This is a genomic window from Pantoea sp. PvP021 (assembly GCF_054056055.1).
The window spans coordinates 199142-218536 of sequence record NZ_JBSRXX010000007.1; the positions used below are offsets into that span (position 1 = coordinate 199142).

The 19395-nt window shown below is 56.4% G+C and carries 12 protein-coding genes, 1 rRNA gene and 1 riboswitch; of the genes, 6 read left to right on the forward strand and 7 right to left on the reverse strand.

Annotated features, from left to right (window positions below):
* Positions 1-57: 57 nt before the first annotated feature.
* Positions 58-1410: a lysine-sensitive aspartokinase 3 gene (gene lysC, locus ACVKSX_RS18050; protein ID WP_022625207.1), complete on the reverse strand. Its 1353-nt coding sequence runs from the start codon at positions 1408-1410 to the stop codon at positions 58-60.
* A 113-nt stretch (positions 1411-1523) separates the two neighbouring features.
* Positions 1524-1716: riboswitch (Lysine riboswitch) on the reverse strand.
* Positions 1717-2107: 391 nt separating this feature from the next.
* Here lysC and pgi point away from each other — a divergent pair.
* From pgi to ACVKSX_RS18075, 5 genes are all read left to right on the forward strand, one after another.
* A complete protein-coding gene (pgi, locus tag ACVKSX_RS18055) occupies positions 2108-3754 on the forward strand; it encodes a glucose-6-phosphate isomerase (RefSeq protein ID WP_354439293.1) in 1647 nt (548 codons plus the stop codon).
* 565 nt (positions 3755-4319) lie between these two features.
* The gene (gene yjbE, locus ACVKSX_RS18060) at positions 4320-4568 is read left to right on the forward strand and encodes an exopolysaccharide production protein YjbE (protein WP_010252668.1); all 249 of its coding nucleotides are present in this window, start codon (positions 4320-4322) and stop codon (positions 4566-4568) included.
* Positions 4569-4765: 197 nt separating this feature from the next.
* The gene (locus tag ACVKSX_RS18065) at positions 4766-5413 is read left to right on the forward strand and encodes a YjbF family lipoprotein (RefSeq protein WP_010672200.1); all 648 of its coding nucleotides are present in this window, start codon (positions 4766-4768) and stop codon (positions 5411-5413) included.
* A complete protein-coding gene (locus tag ACVKSX_RS18070) occupies positions 5410-6153 on the forward strand; it encodes a capsule biosynthesis GfcC family protein (RefSeq protein WP_010252675.1) in 744 nt (247 codons plus the stop codon). Before ACVKSX_RS18065 ends, ACVKSX_RS18070 begins: the two co-directional genes overlap by 4 nt.
* Positions 6153-8243, forward strand: a complete 2091-nt coding sequence (locus tag ACVKSX_RS18075) for a YjbH domain-containing protein (protein WP_010672199.1) — start codon at positions 6153-6155, stop codon at positions 8241-8243. Before ACVKSX_RS18070 ends, ACVKSX_RS18075 begins: the two co-directional genes overlap by 1 nt.
* 286 nt (positions 8244-8529) lie before the next feature.
* On the opposite strand, the gene metH is transcribed toward ACVKSX_RS18075, so the two are convergent.
* Positions 8530-12213 (reverse strand): methionine synthase, encoded by a 3684-nt coding sequence (gene metH, locus ACVKSX_RS18080; RefSeq protein WP_354439304.1) that lies wholly within the window; start codon positions 12211-12213, stop codon positions 8530-8532.
* A gap of 194 nt (positions 12214-12407) precedes the next feature.
* On the opposite strand from metH, the gene iclR reads away from it, so the two are divergent.
* Positions 12408-13235: a glyoxylate bypass operon transcriptional repressor IclR gene (gene iclR / locus ACVKSX_RS18085; RefSeq protein WP_010252683.1), complete on the forward strand. Its 828-nt coding sequence runs from the start codon at positions 12408-12410 to the stop codon at positions 13233-13235.
* Here iclR and aceK read toward each other — a convergent pair.
* From aceK to rrf, 5 genes are all read right to left on the reverse strand, one after another.
* A complete protein-coding gene (gene aceK, locus ACVKSX_RS18090; RefSeq protein ID WP_354439296.1) occupies positions 13210-14958 on the reverse strand; it encodes a bifunctional isocitrate dehydrogenase kinase/phosphatase in 1749 nt (582 codons plus the stop codon). The two genes, iclR and aceK, sit on opposite strands and share 26 nt — an antisense overlap.
* A gap of 62 nt (positions 14959-15020) precedes the next feature.
* A complete protein-coding gene (gene aceA, locus ACVKSX_RS18095; protein WP_354439298.1) occupies positions 15021-16322 on the reverse strand; it encodes an isocitrate lyase in 1302 nt (433 codons plus the stop codon).
* Between the two features lie 17 nt (positions 16323-16339).
* Positions 16340-17938: a malate synthase A gene (gene aceB, locus ACVKSX_RS18100; protein WP_354439300.1), complete on the reverse strand. Its 1599-nt coding sequence runs from the start codon at positions 17936-17938 to the stop codon at positions 16340-16342.
* 263 nt (positions 17939-18201) lie between these two features.
* Positions 18202-19131, reverse strand: a complete 930-nt coding sequence (gene metA / locus ACVKSX_RS18105) for a homoserine O-acetyltransferase MetA (RefSeq protein ID WP_010252696.1) — start codon at positions 19129-19131, stop codon at positions 18202-18204.
* Positions 19132-19310: 179 nt separating this feature from the next.
* A 5S ribosomal RNA gene (gene rrf, locus ACVKSX_RS18110) occupies positions 19311-19395 on the reverse strand; the annotation flags it as partial.

Here is a 19395-nt window from a genome sequence, read left to right on the forward strand (position 1 = left end):
TGAACCTTTTTTGCCGTTTTTCAGGCCGCGCTGACGCGGCCTGAATGGCAGAGAAGTTTACTCGAACAGATTACGATGCAGCGTACGTACCACGCTTTCCGCATCGTTGCCCGGTACCAGGAAGCAGAGGTTGTAGCTGCTGGCACCGTAGCAAATCATCCGCAGGTTGAACGGGTCGAGCACACCAAACACCTCTTTGCCGACGCCGCACGCTTTTGACAGCTGGTTACCGATAATCGCCACCAGCGCCAGATCTTCTTCCACTTCAACCCGGCACAGCGACGAGAGTTCAGTCAGTAAAGCCTGGGTCAGCAGGCTGGCACTGGTTGAGGTCGATCCGGTGGTGTCGAGCGTCAGTGCCACGCTCACTTCGGAGGTGGTGATCAGGTCAACCGAGACGTTATGACGCGCCAGAATATTGAAGAGTTCGGCAAGGAAACCAAACGTATGCAGCATGTTAAGGCTGTGCAGCGTTAACAGCGTCTGCTTACGGCGTAGCGCCAGCGCCCGAAACAGCGGCGGGTTGCGGGTTTCATTGCAGACGCGGGTCCCACCGGCTGCCGGATCCTTACTGGAACCGACAAATACCGGAATACCCCGGCGTACAGCGGGAAGCAGCGTCGCCGGGTGCAGCACTTTCGCACCGAACGTCGCCATTTCAGCGGCTTCTTCAAAAGTAATTTCATCAATACGCTTCGCCGTCGGCACCACGCGCGGGTCGGTGGTGTAGATGCCCGGTACATCCGTCCAGATATCCACACGCGCCGCGTTCAGCGCTTCGCCCAGCAGCGCGGCGGTGTAATCACTGCCGCCGCGACCCAGGGTGGTGGTGCGCCCTTCGCTTTCACTGCCGATGAAACCCTGAGTAATGACCAATGCCTGCTCAATGCGCGGCTGTAACTGCGCCGTCGCCTGCTCCGCCAGCACCTGTACATCCGGTACTGCCCGGCCAAAATGATCGTCGGTACGCATTACCTTGCGGACATCGAACCACTCCGCATTAACCTGGCGTTCACGCAGAATTTCCACAAACAGCAGTGATGACATCAGCTCACCGTGGCTGACCAGTTCATCGGTCAGGGCATTCGAGGTGGCCAGTGAGGCGGCTTCGGAAAGCATGCTGATATTGTCGATCATCCGATCGATTTCATCGCGGATCACTTCCGGACGCTGCAGGCGATCAACAATGGCGTACTGGATACGGCGGATATCATCAAGCAGCACAGCGCGCTGGGGAGCCTGCTGGCCTTCAGCCAGCGCAACCAGCAGATTAGTAATGCCCGCCGAAGCAGAGAGCACCACCAGACGCGTGCTGGCGTCCTGCAACACCACATCGGCGCTGCGGTTCATCGCTTCAAAATCGGCTACGCTGGTGCCGCCGAATTTTGCCACTATCAGTGTTTGAGACATGTAGGACCTCGTGTCAGGTTATCTTGTTCTCGCCGATGAAAGGGTCGAGAAACATTCTTTCAGCCAGGCACAAGGAAAGAGCAGAAACGGGCGGACAAGATCGGATAGACGAGTCACCCAGAAGCGCCCCACCTTGCGAAACGTCGACTGCAGACGTTTCTGGTGACAACCCAGAGGATTCAGCCCCTGTAGCCGACAGGCAGCACACCGCGTGCTGACCCACCTCGGCGTCGCTCCCCATCATGTGTTTTCACCGGATACGGTTCCTCCAACACACTGCCTGGGCGACGCGCCTCTTCTGGCTTGCGCACAGGTGCGCAAGTAGGCGCATAGATCTAGCCTTTTCTGGACCTGCTGTCAATGTCAGCGATGCCCGGAGCGCCGCATCAGAAAACAAATGACTCTGCGTCGCAGCGGCTACAGTGCTTAATGGGTTCAGCCCATGCAGCAATCCCTGATACGGCACAACGTTTTGCGCAGACTTTCGCGTCACACTTTACCGCGCGTTGCCTCTGCGGTCCGCTGGCTGTTCGCGCCAGTGAATGCTGGCGATAAACAGCGGCGTTCAGATCGCCTGTCCGGCGCGCGCTGACAAAATTTTTCCTTTCAGTTACAACTGTGGTCATACTGAAACGCTAAACGGGCATGATGTGCCTCCGATGGAATGACGGTTCTTAATATCAACAAGAGTGTTGCCATGAAAAATATCAATCCGACACAAACCGCAGCCTGGAAAGCGCTGCAACAGCATTTTGAGCAGATGAAGTCGGTAGAAATTGCCGATCTGTTCGCCCAGGATGCCGATCGTTTTGCCAAATTCTCTGCCACCTTTGATGATCAGATGCTGGTGGATTTCTCCAAAAACCGCATCACCCAGGAAACCCTCGATAAGTTACAGGCGCTGGCCAAAGAGACCGACCTGAGCGGTGCCATTAAGTCTATGTTCTCGGGTGAGAAGATTAACCGCACCGAAGATCGTGCGGTGCTGCACGTCGCGCTGCGTAACCGCAGTAACACGCCGATTCTGGTGGATGGCAAAGATGTGATGCCAGAGGTCAACGCGGTGCTGGATAAGATGAAAGGCTTCTCTGAGCGCATCATCAGCGGCGAATGGAAAGGCTATACCGGTAAAGCGATCACCGACGTGGTGAATATCGGTATCGGCGGCTCTGACCTCGGCCCGTTTATGGTGACTGAAGCGCTGCGCCCGTACAAAAACCATCTGAACATGCATTTTGTCTCTAACGTTGACGGCACCCACATCGCCGAAACGCTGAAAGACCTCAGCCCGGAAACCACCCTGTTCCTGGTGGCATCGAAAACCTTCACCACCCAGGAAACCATGACCAACGCCCACTGCGCGCGCGACTGGTTCCTGAAAACGGCAGGCGACCAGCAGCACGTAGCGAAACACTTTGCTGCGCTGTCGACCAACGCCAAAGCGGTGGGCGAATTTGGTATCGACACCAACAACATGTTTGAATTCTGGGACTGGGTTGGCGGCCGCTATTCACTGTGGTCAGCGATCGGCCTGTCGATCATTCTCTCGATTGGTTTCGATAACTTCGAGCAGCTGCTGAGCGGCGCACATGCCATGGACCAGCACTTCGCCTCTGCGCCGGCTGAGCAGAACCTGCCGGTGCTGCTGGCACTGATTGGCATCTGGTACAACAATTTCTTTGGTGCTGAAACCGAAGCGATTCTGCCTTACGACCAGTACATGCACCGCTTTGCCGCCTATTTCCAGCAGGGCAATATGGAGTCAAACGGCAAGTATGTGGATCGTGCCGGTCATCCGGTGGACTACCAGACTGGCCCAATCATCTGGGGCGAACCTGGCACCAACGGTCAGCACGCGTTTTATCAGCTGATCCACCAGGGTACCAAGCTGGTTCCGTGCGACTTTATTGCGCCGGCCATTACCCATAATGCGCTCGCGGATCACCATCCGAAGCTGCTCTCTAACTTCTTTGCCCAGACTGAAGCGCTGGCGTTTGGTAAGTCACGCGACGTCGTAGAGAAAGAGTTTACCGATGCCGGTAAATCTGCAGAGTCTGTAGCCCATATCGTGCCGTTCAAGGTGTTTGAAGGTAACCGCCCGACTAACTCCATCCTGCTGCGTGAGATTACCCCTTACAGCCTGGGCGCGCTGATTGCCCTGTATGAGCACAAAATCTTCACTCAGGGTGCCATCCTGAATATCTTCACTTTCGATCAGTGGGGTGTGGAATTAGGTAAGCAGCTGGCGAACCGTATTCTGCCGGAACTGGAAAACGAGGACGAAGTTACCACTCACGACAGCTCCACTAATGCCTTAATTAACCGCTATAAATCCTGGCGTTAATCGGCGTTAATTTCATCGGGCGGCCACTTTGCCGCCCTTTTTTTGACTGTTTTTACATCTGAATGGGCTGTTTATATCGTTGGAGATCATGGGTTGTCAGGGAAAAGTCTTAAAATAACCTAAGATAATTCTGAACATCGATGCGCTGAACGGGCCAGCATAAAGTATAAAATGGTCCTGAAATCGGGTAATCTCTATTGTTAGCTATTGATTCATAATCATATTCAGTTTCAGCAATCCTGAGTAAATTCTGATTATTCTTATTCCGTACCAGATATTAATAAAAAAGAACATTACGCTTTGCAATTGATTCGCCAGCAGCGAAATATCTGGCATCAGCCCGAAATATTCCGATATAAAAAGTAGTTATCCCCAATCCAGCTAATTAAATCACGCGCCCACCCCGTTATTCACCCTGGTTTTTCCGGTGCTGAACTCTGGTATTTTGTTGCCCTATACTGAACGCGCCCGCAATGGGACTGTCTGTCGATTTTGCCGCAGTCTGACTGCGTTGCAACCTCAGCGGACAGAGATCCTTCATTCACTCAATGCAGGAAACGCTGTTATGAAAAAAACTATGGTTGCCGGTGCAGCCTTGATCTTCGTTGCCGTCTCTTCCAGCGCATTTGCTGCGCCGGAAGAAGCTGGTACCGCAGCTGGCGCGCAGGCGGGAGCAATCTCTGCTGGCACGTCGACCGCTGTGGGTATCGGTGCACTTGGCGCGCTGGTCGGGCTCGGCATTGCCGCTTCTGGCGGTGGTGACGGTGCAAATACCGGTACAACAACCACGACCACGACGAGCACCACTCGTTGATGGATGCCCGACCCCCGTCTGATTGCTGATCTGCAGCAAACGGGCAGAGGCTGAACCACTGACTTCGGTGAGTGAGGACGCTGAGCCACGTAACCTGTATTTCTGCAGCCGGAACGGGACGGGCAGAGCACCTTTAAACATAACCACACGCCTGTGTGGTTATTTTTTACTTTGGCATGACTTATCAGGGACACACAGTGCGCCAACTTCCTCTGCTGCTCGCTTGCCTGCTGCTGCAGGCCTGTACACAAACGCAAAAAGGTCTTGAACAGACTCTGCTGCTTGCGGTTAACGGTCCGGACGACGTGACCGTTACCGATCAACAGGTCAACAATCTTCCCTATGCCAGTCTCTATGCTCGCCTGAATGAAGGTCCGCGCATTTTTGTAGTGCTCGGCTACAACGAGAAAGGTCAGCAGAAATGGGTGACACAGGATCAGGCGATGCTGGTGACACAGCATGGCCGCCTGGTTAAAACCCTGGGCTTGCCGGATAACCTGCTGAGCGTCAGCAATCTGCAACAGGATCCGCTCGCTGACAGCCTGCATATCAGCAACGGTGCAGGCTGGACCCGCATCGTGCAGTGGACCGAACAGGGCAAGGTTCGCGGCGCGACTGTGCGTTCAACCTTCCAGCGCGGCACCGACGAAGTCCTGACCGTGGCGGGTAACCGCATTCCGTGCCGCGTCTGGCATGAGCAGGTGAGCATCGACAGCAGTAACCGCGAGTGGGAAAACACCTTCTGGATCGATAACAGCAGCGGCGATGTGGTGCAGGCCCATCAGATGCTGGCGGCAGACGCCTTCCCTGTAGATATCACTATTCTGAAGCCGGCGAAATCATGAAAAAAATCACTTTTTTGCTGGCCGGGCTGAGCCTGTTCAGCGCCGCAGAAGCGCAGGCAACTGCGCAGGTTATCGTTCATGCACCGCACAACGGCGGTCAGGCTGAGCTGAGCCAGGTCGCGGATCTCTCCCAGCTGGTGACTCTGCCTCCACTGCAGGTCAACACTGACTGGCGTGCGACCTTTATTGCCGAGCGCGGCGCCAGCGCAGTGGCACAGCAGCACTATCAACAGACGCTGGGCGCGTTACGTGCCTGGCGTGCCGACAGCAGCGGCGATCGGGCGGCGGCCATTGATGAGGTGATCCGCCAGCTGAGCGCCATCAAAGTAGCAGGTCGCCAGTTCACGTCGCTCGACCCGGACTGGATCCGTCTGCATCCGGCTGACAACCGTCGGCTGGAAGGCAGCTATGACCTCTATCTGCAGGCCCCCTCAGATTCTGTACTGCTGCTCGGCGCGCTGAGCGGCGCAGGCAAAGTGAGCTGGCAGCCGGGTAAATCAGTACGCGACTATCTGGATGGTCATGACGCACTCTCCGGGGCAGAACGCAATTTTGTCACCGTGATTGCACCTTCAGGCGCCACACAGCAGGTGCCGGTTGCCTACTGGAATCATCGCCACGCGGAAGTGGAGCCAGGCAGCATTATCTGGCTCGGCTTTTCGTCATGGAGCCTGCCAGGCAGCTATGAAGATCTTAATGAACGCATCCTTTCCGTACTGACTCACCGGATACCAGACTGATGAAAAAACGTTATCTCTTCAGCCTGTTGGCTGTTTCAGTGGCAGCAGCCTGTCAGGCGCAGGCTGACACCTGGCCCGAGCCGGTGGGCCCTTCACAATCCGATTTCGGCGGCGTGGGTCTGATGCAGGTGCCGACGGCGCGCATGGCCAAAGAGGGCGAGTTCAGCCTCAACGCACGCGACAACGATCAGTACCGATACTACTCCGCGTCACTGCAGCTCTTTCCCTGGCTGGAGACCACGGTGCGGTATACCGACGTGCGCACCCGTCAGTACAGTGCGGTCTCAGAATTCAGCGGCACGCAGAGCTATAAAGATAAAGCCTTCGACCTGAAACTCCGTCTGTGGCAGGAGGGCTTCTGGCTGCCGGAAGTGGCGGTGGGCACCCGCGATCTGGGCGGTACCGGTCTGTTCGACAGCGAATACCTGGTGGCGACCAAAGCATGGGGACCGTTCGACTTTACCCTGGGGCTTGGCTGGGGCTATCTCGGCAACAGCGGCACCGTGAAGAACCCGTTCTGCTCATACAGCGACAGCTATTGCCAGCGTCCGCAGGTGGGCGAAGCGGGTTCAATCAACGGCTCGCAGATGTTCCACGGTCCGACGGCGCTGTTTGGCGGCGTGGAGTATCAGACGCCCTGGCAGCCGCTGCGCCTGAAAATGGAGTATGAGGGCAACGACTACCAGAATGACTTTGCTGGTCGCCTTGAGCAGCGCAGCAAGCTCAACGTCGGCGCGATTTATCGCGTGACCGACTGGGCTGACATCAACGCCAGCTACGAACGCGGTAACACCTTTATGTTTGGTGTCACCATTCGCACCAACTTCAACGATCTGCGTCAGGCGCACATCGACAGCGAGAAGCCTTCCTACAATCCGCAGCCGCAACCTAAGTTGCTGGAGCCGACGGTGGTGGGCACTCAGTTGACCGATCTGAAATACAATGCCGGTCTCGATGGTCCGCGTATTCAGACTCAGGGTCACACGATCTATGTGTCAGGCGAGCAGACGAAGTATCGCGATACCCGTGAAGGGGTGGATCGCGCGAACCGCATCATCATGAACCACCTGCCTGACGGCATCGACACTATCAATGTCACCGAGTCGCGCTTTAACATGCCACAGGTGACGACTGAGACACAGGTCGCCAGCCTGCGTAACAATCTGGAAGGCTATCCGCTGGGCCATGAGCAGCCACTGCAACAGACCCGCAAAGAACCGGTCGATCCGGGTACCACTGAGCAGGGGATGTTTATCCGTCAGGATCGCCTGAACTACAGCCTGTCGCCGGTGCTGAATCAGTCGGTGGGCGGCCCGGAAAGCTTCTATATGTATCAGGTCGGCGTGATGGCCAGCGCTGATTACTGGCTGACGGATCACCTGCTGGTGGGTGGTAGTCTGTTTGGTAACCTCGCCAACAACTACGACAAGTTCAACTACAACGGCGCACCGGCGGACTCTTCGCTGCCGCGCGTGCGTACCCATATCCGCGACTACGTTGAGAACAACGTCTACGTCAACGATCTGCAGGCAAACTATATGGGCCACCTCGGTAACGGCTTCTATGGTCAGGTTTACGGCGGGTACCTGGAGACGATGTATGGCGGCGTGGGTGGCGAGCTGCTCTATCGTCCGGTCGATGCGAACTGGGCGGTGGGCGTCGATGCCAACTATGTCCGTCAGCGTGACTGGGACAACATGATGCAGTTCAATCGCTATAAAGCCTCAACCGGCAACCTGACGGGTTACTGGCGTCCATGGTTCATGCAGGATGTGCTGGTGAAAACCAGCGTCGGTCAGTATCTGGCGAAAGATAAAGGTGTGACGGTCGATGTGTCGAAGCGCTTCGACAGCGGCGTGATGGTGGGTGTCTATGCCACCAAAACCAACGTCTCGTCTGAAGAGTATGGCGAAGGCGACTTCACCAAAGGCTTCTATATCTCCATCCCAATGGATCTGTTCACTGTGACGCCAACGCGCGGTCGCGCGCAGGTGAACTGGGTGCCGCTGACGCGTGATGGCGGTCAGATGCTGGGTCGCAAGTACCAGCTATATGATCTGACGTCCGATCGTGACGCGCGCTTTAACTAAGCAGATGGCGGCCTCAGGGCCGTTTCATGCGGTTAACAGAAAGCAGGCTCAGGGAGCATACGCCTGAAGCAAAGCATAGCAATGAGATCGCGCCTGCTCAGGGAACCCGGTCAGATCGGAAAGGCGCTAATGCCATCCCTGGCCGCTCGTCCCGCGCTGTCCCTGGCGCGGGACGCTTTCCTCCTCTGACCGGGTTACCTGCGCGTTGAGTTTCTTCATTGCTGCCAGATTTAACCGGAGCTGAATTTGTCAGCAGTCTGAAGCGGCCCTCAGGCCGCTTTTTTATTTAGTCCGCGTCGTAGCCGAGATTCGGCGCCAGCCAGCGCTCAACTTCCGTGACCGACATCCCTTTGCGTGCCGCATAATCTTCCACCTGATCACGCTGGATCTGCGCCACGGCGAAATAGCGGCTGTCAGGATGGCTGAAGTACCAGCCAGAGACTGACGCGCCCGGCCACATGGCAAAGGATTCGGTGAGCTTCATGCCGGTCTGTTCTTCCACCGCCAGCAGACGCCAGATGGCGGCTTTCTCAGTGTGCTCCGGGCAGGCCGGATAGCCTGGCGCCGGACGTATCCCCTGATAATTTTCCCGAATCAGCTCTTCATTGCTGAGATTTTCGTTAGGCGCGAAGCCCCAGATCACCTTACGTACCCGCTCGTGCAGGTATTCGGCAAAGGCTTCCGCCAGACGGTCAGCCAGCGCTTTCACCATGATCTTGTTGTAGTCATCATGCTGACGATCGTACGCGTCCGCCAGCGCATCTTCTTCCAGCCCGCCGGTCACCGCAAAGGCACCGAGATAGTCCGCTTTGCCGCTCGATTTCGGGGCCACAAAATCCGCCAGACAGTAGTTGGCGAAGTCGGTTTTTTCGGTCTGCTGGCGTAAGTGATGACTCACACACAAAATCTCATCACGCCGCTCATCACTGTAGAGATGAATATCATCGCCGACCCGGTTAGCCGGAAAAATACCGACCACGCCACGTGGCTTCAGCAGCGACTGCTGGCTTAATCTGTCGAGCATCGCATTGGCATCGGCAAACAGACGCTGCGCCTCTTCACCCACCACCTCATCCTCCATGATGCGGGGATATTTGCCCGCCAGCGACCAGGTCATAAAGAACGGCGTCCAGTCGATGTAGTTGCGCAGCGTTTCAATGCTGGCCTCCACCTGGCTGACCCCGGGACGATGCGGCACGGGTGGCGTGTAACTCTCCCAGTCAATTGAGGTGGCGTTATCGCGCGCCGCCTGCAGCGAGACCGGCGGCGTGCGCGGCTTTTTGCGTGCATGCTGAATGCGCACGGTCTCGTACTCTTTGCGGGTTCGGGCGACGAAATCCTCTTTTAAGGTAGCGGAAAGCAGCGACGACACCACGCCAACGGTTCGTGAGGCGTTCTGCACGTAGACCGTCGGGCCGCTGTAATGCTGCTCAATTTTGACAGCGGTATGCGCCTTCGAGGTGGTCGCGCCGCCAATCAGCAGCGGTAAGGTAAAGCCCTGACGCTCCATCTCTTTCGCCATGTTGACCATCTCATCCAGCGACGGCGTAATCAGGCCTGATAAGCCGATGATGTCCGCATTCACTTCGCGCGCCGTTTTGAGAATTTTTTCGCCCGGCACCATCACGCCAAGGTCAATGATTTCGTAGTTATTACACTGCAGCACCACGCCGACAATATTTTTGCCGATGTCGTGCACGTCGCCTTTGACCGTGGCCAGCACGATTTTACCGTTGCTGCGCCCCGCCTCTTTACTGGCTTCGATAAAGGGCTCCAGATACGCCACCGCCTGCTTCATCACGCGCGCCGATTTCACCACCTGCGGCAGGAACATTTTGCCCTCACCGAACAGGTCACCGACGACGTTCATGCCGGACATCAGCGGGCCTTCAATCACCTCTATCGGCCGTGGTACCTGCTGGCGCGCCTCTTCGGTATCCTGCTCGATAAACTCGGTGATCCCCTTGACCAGCGAATACTCCAGCCGTTTCACCACGTCCCAGCTGCGCCATTCCGCGAGCTGTTTTTCCTGCGAGCCATCGCTTTTGCCGCCACGGTATTTCTCCGCCAGCGCCAGCAGCTGCTCGGTGCCATCATCCCGCCGGTTAAGAATCACATCCTCTACCGCCTCGCGCAGTTCTGCCGGCAAATCATCATAAATTGCCAGCTGGCCTGCGTTGACGATGCCCATATCCATGCCTTTACGGATGGCGTAATAGAGAAAGACGGCATGTATCGCTTCACGCACCGGATCGTTGCCACGGAATGAAAACGATACGTTGGAGACGCCGCCGGAGATCATCGCATGGGGCAGCTCGCGCTTGATATCTTCGCAGGCACCAATGAAATCCATGGCGTAGTTGTTGTGTTCGTCGATGCCGGTGGCGACCGCAAAGATGTTGGGGTCGAAGATTATATCTTCTGGCGGGAAGCCGACCTGTTCGGTGAGGATCCGGTAAGCACGGCGGCAGATCTCAATTTTTCGGGCGCGGGTATCCGCCTGACCGACTTCGTCAAACGCCATGACCACCATCGCCGCGCCGTAACGCCGGACCTGACGCGCATGATGAATAAAGGCCGCTTCACCCTCTTTCATCGAAATTGAGTTCACGATCCCTTTGCCCTGAATGCACTGCAACCCTTTCTCAATCACCTCCCATTTTGAGGAGTCGATCATGATCGGCACGCGAGCGATATCGGGTTCGCCAGCAATCAGATTCAGAAAGCGTACCATCGCCGCCTCGGCGTCGAGCATGCCTTCATCCATGTTGATGTCGATGATCTGCGCGCCGCTCTGCACCTGCTGCAGCGCCACTTCCAGCGCTTCGTTATACTTCTCTTCTTTGATCAGCCGTTTAAATTTTGCTGAGCCGGTGACGTTGGTGCGCTCACCGACGTTAACAAACAGTGACTCTGCGGTGATGTTAAGCGGCTCCAGACCGGAGAGACGGCAGGCCACCGGGATCGTCGGCAACTGACGCGGTGCGACGCCTTCAACCGCCGCCACCATGGCAGCGATATGTTGCGGTGTGGTGCCACAGCAGCCGCCAATAATGTTCAGGAATCCGGCGGTGGCCCATTCACCAATCTGCTGCGCCATCAGTTCCGCATCCAGATCGTATTCGCCAAAGGCATTGGGCAGACCGGCGTTGGGATGGGCGGTCACGTAGCCTTCAGCGATGCGCGACAGTTCCGCCACATACTGACGAAGTTCGTCGGGTCCCAGCGCGCAGTTCAGGCCAAAAGAGAGCGGTTCGGCGTGACGCAGCGAGTTGTAAAAAGCTTCGGTGGTCTGGCCGGAGAGCGTTCGGCCGGAGGCGTCGGTGATAGTGCCGGAGATCATCAGCGGCAGCGCAACGCCAAGCGCTTCCATCTCGGTCTGCACCGCATAGACGGCTGCTTTGGCATTCAGCGTATCGAACACCGTTTCAATCATGATGATGTCGGAACCGCCCTCCACCAGCGCGCGGGTCGATTCGCGGTACGCCTCCACCAGCTGATTAAAAGTGACGTTACGGTAGGCAGGATCGTTGACGTCGGGTGAGATCGAGCAGGTGCGGTTGGTCGGGCCGAGCACACCCGCAACATAACGCGGACGATCCGGCGTTTTCGCCGTCCACGCATCGGCGCAGGCTCGCGCCAGGCGGGCCGCTTCAAAATTGATCTCCGCCGATAAACTTTCCATCTGGTAGTCCGACATCGCAATCGACGTGGCGTTAAAGGTGTTGGTTTCGAGGATATCCGCACCCGCCGCCAGATAGACGTCGTGGATCTCGCGGATCACTGCCGGTTTACTCAGCACCAGCAGATCGTTATTGCCTTTGAGATCGCAAGGCCAGTCAGCAAAACGGCTGCCGCGATAATCCTCTTCTTCCAGCTTATAGCTCTGGATCATGGTGCCCATACCACCATCCAGCACCATAATGCGTTGTGCGAGCTGCTGTTTTAACGCGTCGATTTTATTGCTCACTGTTGCCCCATTCACGTCAGTCTGCTGGCGGAAAAGCCCGTTTTTCATTCTGGCACAAGCTGGTCAGGCGACAAAGTAACCTCGACTGAGAGATTTTCAGGTCACGGCTGTACAGGTCTGACCAGAAAACCAGCGTTTGCAAAGTGCGTGATTAAAACGAAAATGATTTCCACAATGTAAAAGGAGAAACAATGATGGCAACGCCGGTTCCTGTTAAGCGCGGCAAGAAACCCCGTGGCACCCCTGTCGCCGCACCCGCGGGCGGTCAGGTGCAATCGCTGACCCGCGGCCTGACGCTGCTGGAGCTGATTGCTGACTCACATGGCAGCGTAGCGCTGACCGAGCTGGCTCAGCAGGCGGGTTTGCCTAACTCCACCACGCATCGCCTGCTCAGCACCATGCAGCAGCAGGGTTTTGTCCGGCAGGTGGGCGATCTTGGGCTGTGGACGATCGGCGCACACGCCTTCGTGGTCGGCAGCAGTTTCCTGCAGAGCCGTAACCTGCTGGCGCTGGTACACCCGGTGCTGCGTAGCCTGATGGAGCAGTCCGGTGAAACGGTGAATCTGGCGGTGCTGGATCTCAGCGATCACCAGGCGGTGATCATTGATCAGGTACAGTGTACCCAGCTGATGCGAATGTCCGCGCCGATTGGCGGCAAGCTGCCGATGCATGCGTCTGGCGCAGGTAAGGCGTTTCTGGCCCACCTGGGCGATGAGCAGGTCACCGCCCTGCTCCATCAGAAAGGATTACATTACTACACGCCGAAAACCCTGATGTCGCCGCAGAGTCTGAAAGAGAATCTGGCGCTGGTGCGCAAAGCGGGCTTCTCGTTTGATGATGAAGAGCATGCGCTTGGACTACGCTGTGTCGCCGCGCCGATCTATGACGAACATGGCGAGGCGTTTGCCGCGCTCTCCATCTCCGGCCCCATCGCCCGCATGACAGACGATCGGATTACTGAATTAGGTGCACTGGTCATCCGCGAAGCGCGCCAGGTTACGCTGGCGTACAGCGGTCGTTAACTTTATCTGCGCCGTAGCAGACGCTGAAACGCTGCGTCTGCCGCCAGGCGATCACCTCTTCCACATGCCCCTGGGCGATGCGCTGCTGCTGCGCGCGCCACCAGCGGGCGTCGAATATCTCCGCATGCAGTTGCAACAGCAATGCGCCGGTAGCGGCTTCACTGCATAACGCATAGCGGAAGGTTTCCGGGAAGACATCGTCCGGCCCGACGCTGTACCAGGGCTCGGCGCTGAGTTCATCCTCCTCATAGCGCGCCGCGGGCACCTCCCGGAAGTGCAGCTCCTGCATCGGGCGAATCTCATCGTAATCGTAAAAAATCACCCGGCCATGGCGGGTGATGCCGAAGTTTTTAAACAGCATGTCTCCGGGAAAGATATTGGCCGCCGCCAGCTGTCGGATGGCATTGCCATACTCCTCAATCGCGTGACGCCGCTCTGCGTCATTCGCCTGGGCCAGGTAGAGATTAAGCGGCTGCATACGGCGCTCCAGCCACAGGTGACGAATAATCAGGCGATCGCCTTCGATATGCAGCTTCTCAGCCACGCAGGCGTGGAGTTCTGCCAGCAGCGCCGGTGAGATGCGCGACAGCGGCAGCGCAAACTGCTCGAACTCCTGCGTATCTGCCATACGTCCCACGCGATCGTGCTCTTTGACCTGCTGATAACAGGCGCGGACCTGCGCTTCCGTCACCTCTTTTTGCGGCGCGAAGCGATCCCTGATGACCTTGAACACCCAGTCAAAGCCCGGCAGCGTGAAGACCAGCATCACCATGCCGCGCACGCCGGGTGCGATCTCAAAGGCCGTCTCATTCTCTGCCAGCGCCTGAAGATACTCGCGATAGCTCTCGGTTTTACCGTGCTTCTGGCAGCCAATCGCCATATAGCGCTCCGCCAGGGTTTTGCCAGGCAGAATCGGTTGCAGCCAGGCGACCAGCGCCGCAGGCACCGGCGCATAAACCATGAAATAGGCGCGGGCAAAACCAAAGACAATGCTGGCGTCATTCACATCGGTCAGACAGGTGTCGATCCACAGTTCGCCCGTTTCACTGCGCTGGATCGGCAGCAGACAGGGCAAGATGCCCTCCGGCAGATGCAGGCGCGCCACCAGCCAGGCAGTTTTGTTACGATAGAAGAGTTCACTGTTAACCTCGAGCCAGCCCTGGTTCAGCCGGGGAAAATGCGACTGCAGGTGGCGGACAATCCAGCCGACGTCGCGAGCGCGCTGCTGCCACGGCAACGTCAGCGGTAAATCGCTCAACACCTGATCCACCAGTGCCAGCCAGCCCCGCTCCGGCTGATAACGGCGCGATAACGGGCGCAAAGGTGTGACCGGTGCGGTCAGGGATTGAGAGCTGAAGATAAACAGCCGGTCAGGCTGCAGATCGGCATGTCCATGTAACCGGCAGTAGACAGAATTAAAGAAGCTTTCGGCAATTTCATGCCGTGGATAGCCGGGCAGCAGGCTTTGATAGTGGTCCTTAACCCGCAGCCAGAACATCTCATCCCAGCTGGCCGCACCGTTCAACACCCGCAGTTGATCGGCAACCAGGCTGACGTGATGGTCATAGAGATGAATACGGGCCTTCATGGCATGTTGCACCGCCTGCCATTCCGCCTGCTCAAACCGCTGCTGTGCGCCAGCAGTGATGTCGAGAAAGCGACCATACTGTGCATCAAAACCCTGCAGGATAGTGTGGGCGATCAATGATTCGCGTGGCGGCATAATCAGCTCCGGTAAACGCCCGCCCGCGGTTTGCGGACGGGGAATCAGTCAGAGGAAAAGGGTCAGAACTGATGCTCTTCGGTCGAACCGGTGAGCGCGGTGACCGAGGACTTACCGCCCTGAATGATATTGGTTACCTGATCAAAATAGCCGGTTCCCACCTCCTGCTGATGCGAAGAGAAGCTGTAACCGCGATCGCGGGCAGCGAACTCAGGCTGCTGAACCTTTTCAACATAGTGACGCATCCCTTCGCCCTGGGCGTAGGCGTGGGCCAGATCAAACATGTTGAACCACATGCTGTGGATGCCCGCCAGCGTGATGAACTGGAAGCGATAGCCCATGTCGCTGAGCGCCTGCTGAAACTTCGCGATGGTGCGATCGTCGAGGTTCTTCTTCCAGTTGAACGACGGTGAACAGTTGTAGGCCAGCAGCTTGCCGGGGAAACGGGCATGAATGGCGTCGGCAAAGCGCTGCGCCATCACCAGATCCGGCGTTGAGGTTTCACACCACAGGATGTCAGCATAAGGTGCATAGGCCAGCCCGCGACTGATCGCCTGTTCAATGCCGGCGTGGGTGCGGAAGAAGCCTTCTGCCGTCCGGTCGCCCTGGATAAAGGGACGATCGTATTCATCGCAGTCTGAGGTAATCAGATCGGCGGCGTCGGCATCAGTTCGTGCCAGCAGCACGGTTGGCACGCCCATCACATCGGCAGCCAGCCGTGCCGCCACCAGTTTCTGAATGGCTTCCTGAGTCGGCACCAGAACTTTGCCGCCCATGTGACCGCATTTTTTTACCGCTGCCAGCTGATCTTCGAAGTGGACCGCCGCCGCGCCCGCCTGAATCATCGCCTTCATCAGCTCATACGCATTCAGCACGCCGCCAAAACCAGCTTCAGCATCGGCCACAATTGGCAGGAAGAAATCGGTGTGGCGGCTGTCCCCCGCTTCAATGCCGCTGGACCACTGAATCTGATCGGCGCGCTGAAAGGTCTGATTAATGCGCGTCACCACTTCCGGCACCGAGTTCACCGGGTAGAGGGACTGATCGGGATACATCTGCCCCGCCACGTTGGCATCCGCCGCTACCTGCCAGCCAGAAAGGTAGATCGCTTCGATGCCCGCTTTGGCCTGCTGCAGTGCCTGCCCGCCGCTCAGCGCACCCAGGCTATTGATATACCCTTTCTTCGCCTCGCCATTCAGCAACGCCCATAATTTTTCCGCACCGCGCTCTGCCAGCGTACAGGCGGGCAAGACCGAGCCGCGCAGATTGACGACCTCTGCTGCGCTGTAAGGGCGGGTAATGCCCTGCCAGCGTGCGGTCTGCCAGAGTTGTTCCAGTTGATCGATCTGTTGAGTACGTGTCATGGCAATAACTCCTCTGTTCAGGGGATCAGGCGATAGCCTGGCAGGGTAAGAAAGGAAACCAGCTCGCGCTCGGTGGTGATCTGAGCCATCAGCTGCGCCGCGTCGTCATAGCGACCGGCGCTGAAGTGGGCTTCGCCCAGCGCGTTTTGCAGCAGATGCAGCTCTTCGTTAAGCCAGCGCAGAAACAGTTCAGCTGTGACCTGCTGGCCGTTGTTCAGCATTTGCTGATGACGAATCCATTGCCAGATTGAGGTGCGTGCGATCTCAGCGGTGGCGGCATCCTCCATCAGTCCGTCAATCGGGACACAGCCGTTACCGCTGATCCACGCTTCCAGATATTGCAGCGCAACACGGATGTTGGCGCGCATACCGGCTTCGGTGCGCTCACCCTGACAGGGCGCCAGCAGCTGCTCCGCTGTGATCGGCGCATCATCTTCCCGCATGACCTGCAGCTGGTTTGGCCGGTCGCCCAGCGCAGCGTTGAAGACCGCCATCGCGGTATCTGCCAGACCAGGATGAGCAATCCAGGTGCCGTCATGCCCGTTACCTGCCTCCCGCTGCTTATCTTCCGTCACGCGCTGCAGTACCCAGGCATTGCGCGTGGGATCTTTAGCGGGGATGAGCGCTGACATCCCGCCCATCGCAAAAGCCCCCCGCCGATGACAGGTTTTAATCAGCAGTCGCGAATAAGCGTCCAGGAACGGCTGAGACATGGTGACGGACTGGCGATCCGGCAGAACGCGATCCGCATGCTGTTTCAGGGTTTTGATATAGCTGAAGATGTAATCCCAGCGGCCACAGTTGAGGCCAACAATGTGATCGCGCAGATTCCACAGGATCTCATCCATCTGAAACACGGCGGGTAAGGTTTCGATCAGGACAGTGGCTTTGATCGTGCCACGCGGCAGATCGAACTGATCCTCGCTGAAACTGAAGATCTCACGCCACCAGGCGATCTCCTGCCAACTCTCGGTTTTCGGCAGATAGAAATAAGGCCCGCTTCCTTTGGCCAGTAATGGCCGGACGTTGTGGAAGAAATAGAGCGCGAAATCAAACAGCCCGCCCGGAATTGCCTTCCCCTGCCAGCTGACATGTTTTTCTGACAGATGCAGACCGCGCACCCGGCACATCAGTACCGCAGGGGTAGCGCCGAGCTGATAAATTTTGCCCTTGTCGCTGGTATAACTCAGGGTGCCCTGTACTGCTTCGCGCAGTGTCAACTGCCCTTCAATCAACGTTGACCACTCCGGAGACAGCGAATCCTCAAAGTCGGCCATAAAGACTTTAACGTTTGAGTTCAGGGCGTTAATCACCATTTTCCGATCGGGTGGGCCGGTGATCTCGACCCGACGATCTTCTAAATCTGCCGGAATAGATTGAATACGCCATTCACTGGCTCTTATGGAAGCCGTTTCCATATCGAAGTCTGGCAGATAGCCCTGGTCATATTGCTGCTGACGCTGCTGGCGAGCCGATAACAGCTCTTCGCGTTGCGGTGCAAAGCGTGCGACCAGAGACTCTAAAAAAGAAACAGCCTCGGGCGTTAACAGTTGCTGTTCTGCATGGCTAAAGGGCTGGCTGAAAATCAGGGTATGGCTGATCACTGAGTCTGTCATGCTGGCGTTCTCCTGTATTCAAAGGATCGAAAGCAGCGGATCCACACGGTGTTTATTTTGTGAGCTACAGGATCAGAGCATAAGCATTTATTTTTTTAAATCAAAAACTATTTCCATTTTTAAATACAAATTAATCTATCCTGATGTTTTATCTGCAATAAAACTTTAATCCATTAAAGGAATTGGTTTCATTTAACGTTTTACAGGCGAAAAAAAACCGTGTTGCCATCGGCTAACACGGTTCAGTTGATCTTCAGCCGGGACTATTCCAGCGTTGGGTTCATGTGACGCAGATCGAACGGCGTGATCTGGTAAACGTAGTAGTTGAGCCAGTTCGAGAACAGCAGATTACCGTGACTGCGCCAGGTGGCGCGGGGTGGCAATACCGGATTATCCTGCGGGAAATAGTTATAAGGGACTTCCGGATTCACTCCCGCTTCATAATCGCGATGATACTCACCAGACAACGTCAGGGCATCATATTCCGGGTGACCGGTAACAAACACCAGACGTTTGTCTTTACTCGCCATCAGATAGGCACCGGTTTGTTCCGATTCAGCAAACAGCTCAAGATCGGTGTAATCCGTTATCAAATGAGTGGGAAAATCAGCATAGCGTGAGTGCGGTGCGAGGAAATTATCATCAAAACCGCGGGTCAGTAACGCATGGGGATGCAGTATCTGATGCTCATAGACGCCAGACAGTTTGTTATGCCGGGTTTGCTTGGGAATGCCATACAGAATGTTAAGCGCAGCCTGAACCGCCCAACAGACAAACAGGGTTGAGGTGACATGCTCATTGGCCCAGTGCAGAACGCGCTGAATCTGTGGCCAGTAAGCGACATCATTAAAATCAACCAGCCCGAGTGGCGCACCTGTCACGATTAAGCCATCGTAGTTATCATGCTGGATATCTTCAAAATTGCAGTAGAAGTTGTTGAGGTGCTCAGTGGGCGTATTGCGTGACTCGCGGCTGTCGATGCGCAGCAGCTGAATATCGATCTGTAAGGGCGAGTTGGAAAGCAGACGCAGAAACTGATTCTCCGTTTCGATCTTTTTCGGCATCAGATTCAGTATGAGCACTTTAAGCGGGCGGATCTCCTGAACACTGGCGCGCGACGATGTCATCACAAAGACATTTTCGTCACGCAAAAAATTCACTGCCGGTAATTCGTCGGGAACCCTGATTGGCATAACCTGCTCACCTCTTACAACCATATAAACGTTTAGACATCTGGATGCCCAACATTAGCCTGATCGTTGTAAGATGTCGAGGTTTGATGCAGAAAATGAAAATGTTTCAGCTTAACGTGGCAAAGTGCGGACGTAAAAAAGCCCCGCACTTTCGTGCGGGGCTTCTTCACTTATTTGATGCCTGGCAGTTCCCTACTCTCGCATGGGGAGACCCCACACTACCATCGGCGCTACGGCGTTTCACTTCTGAGTTCGGCATGGGGT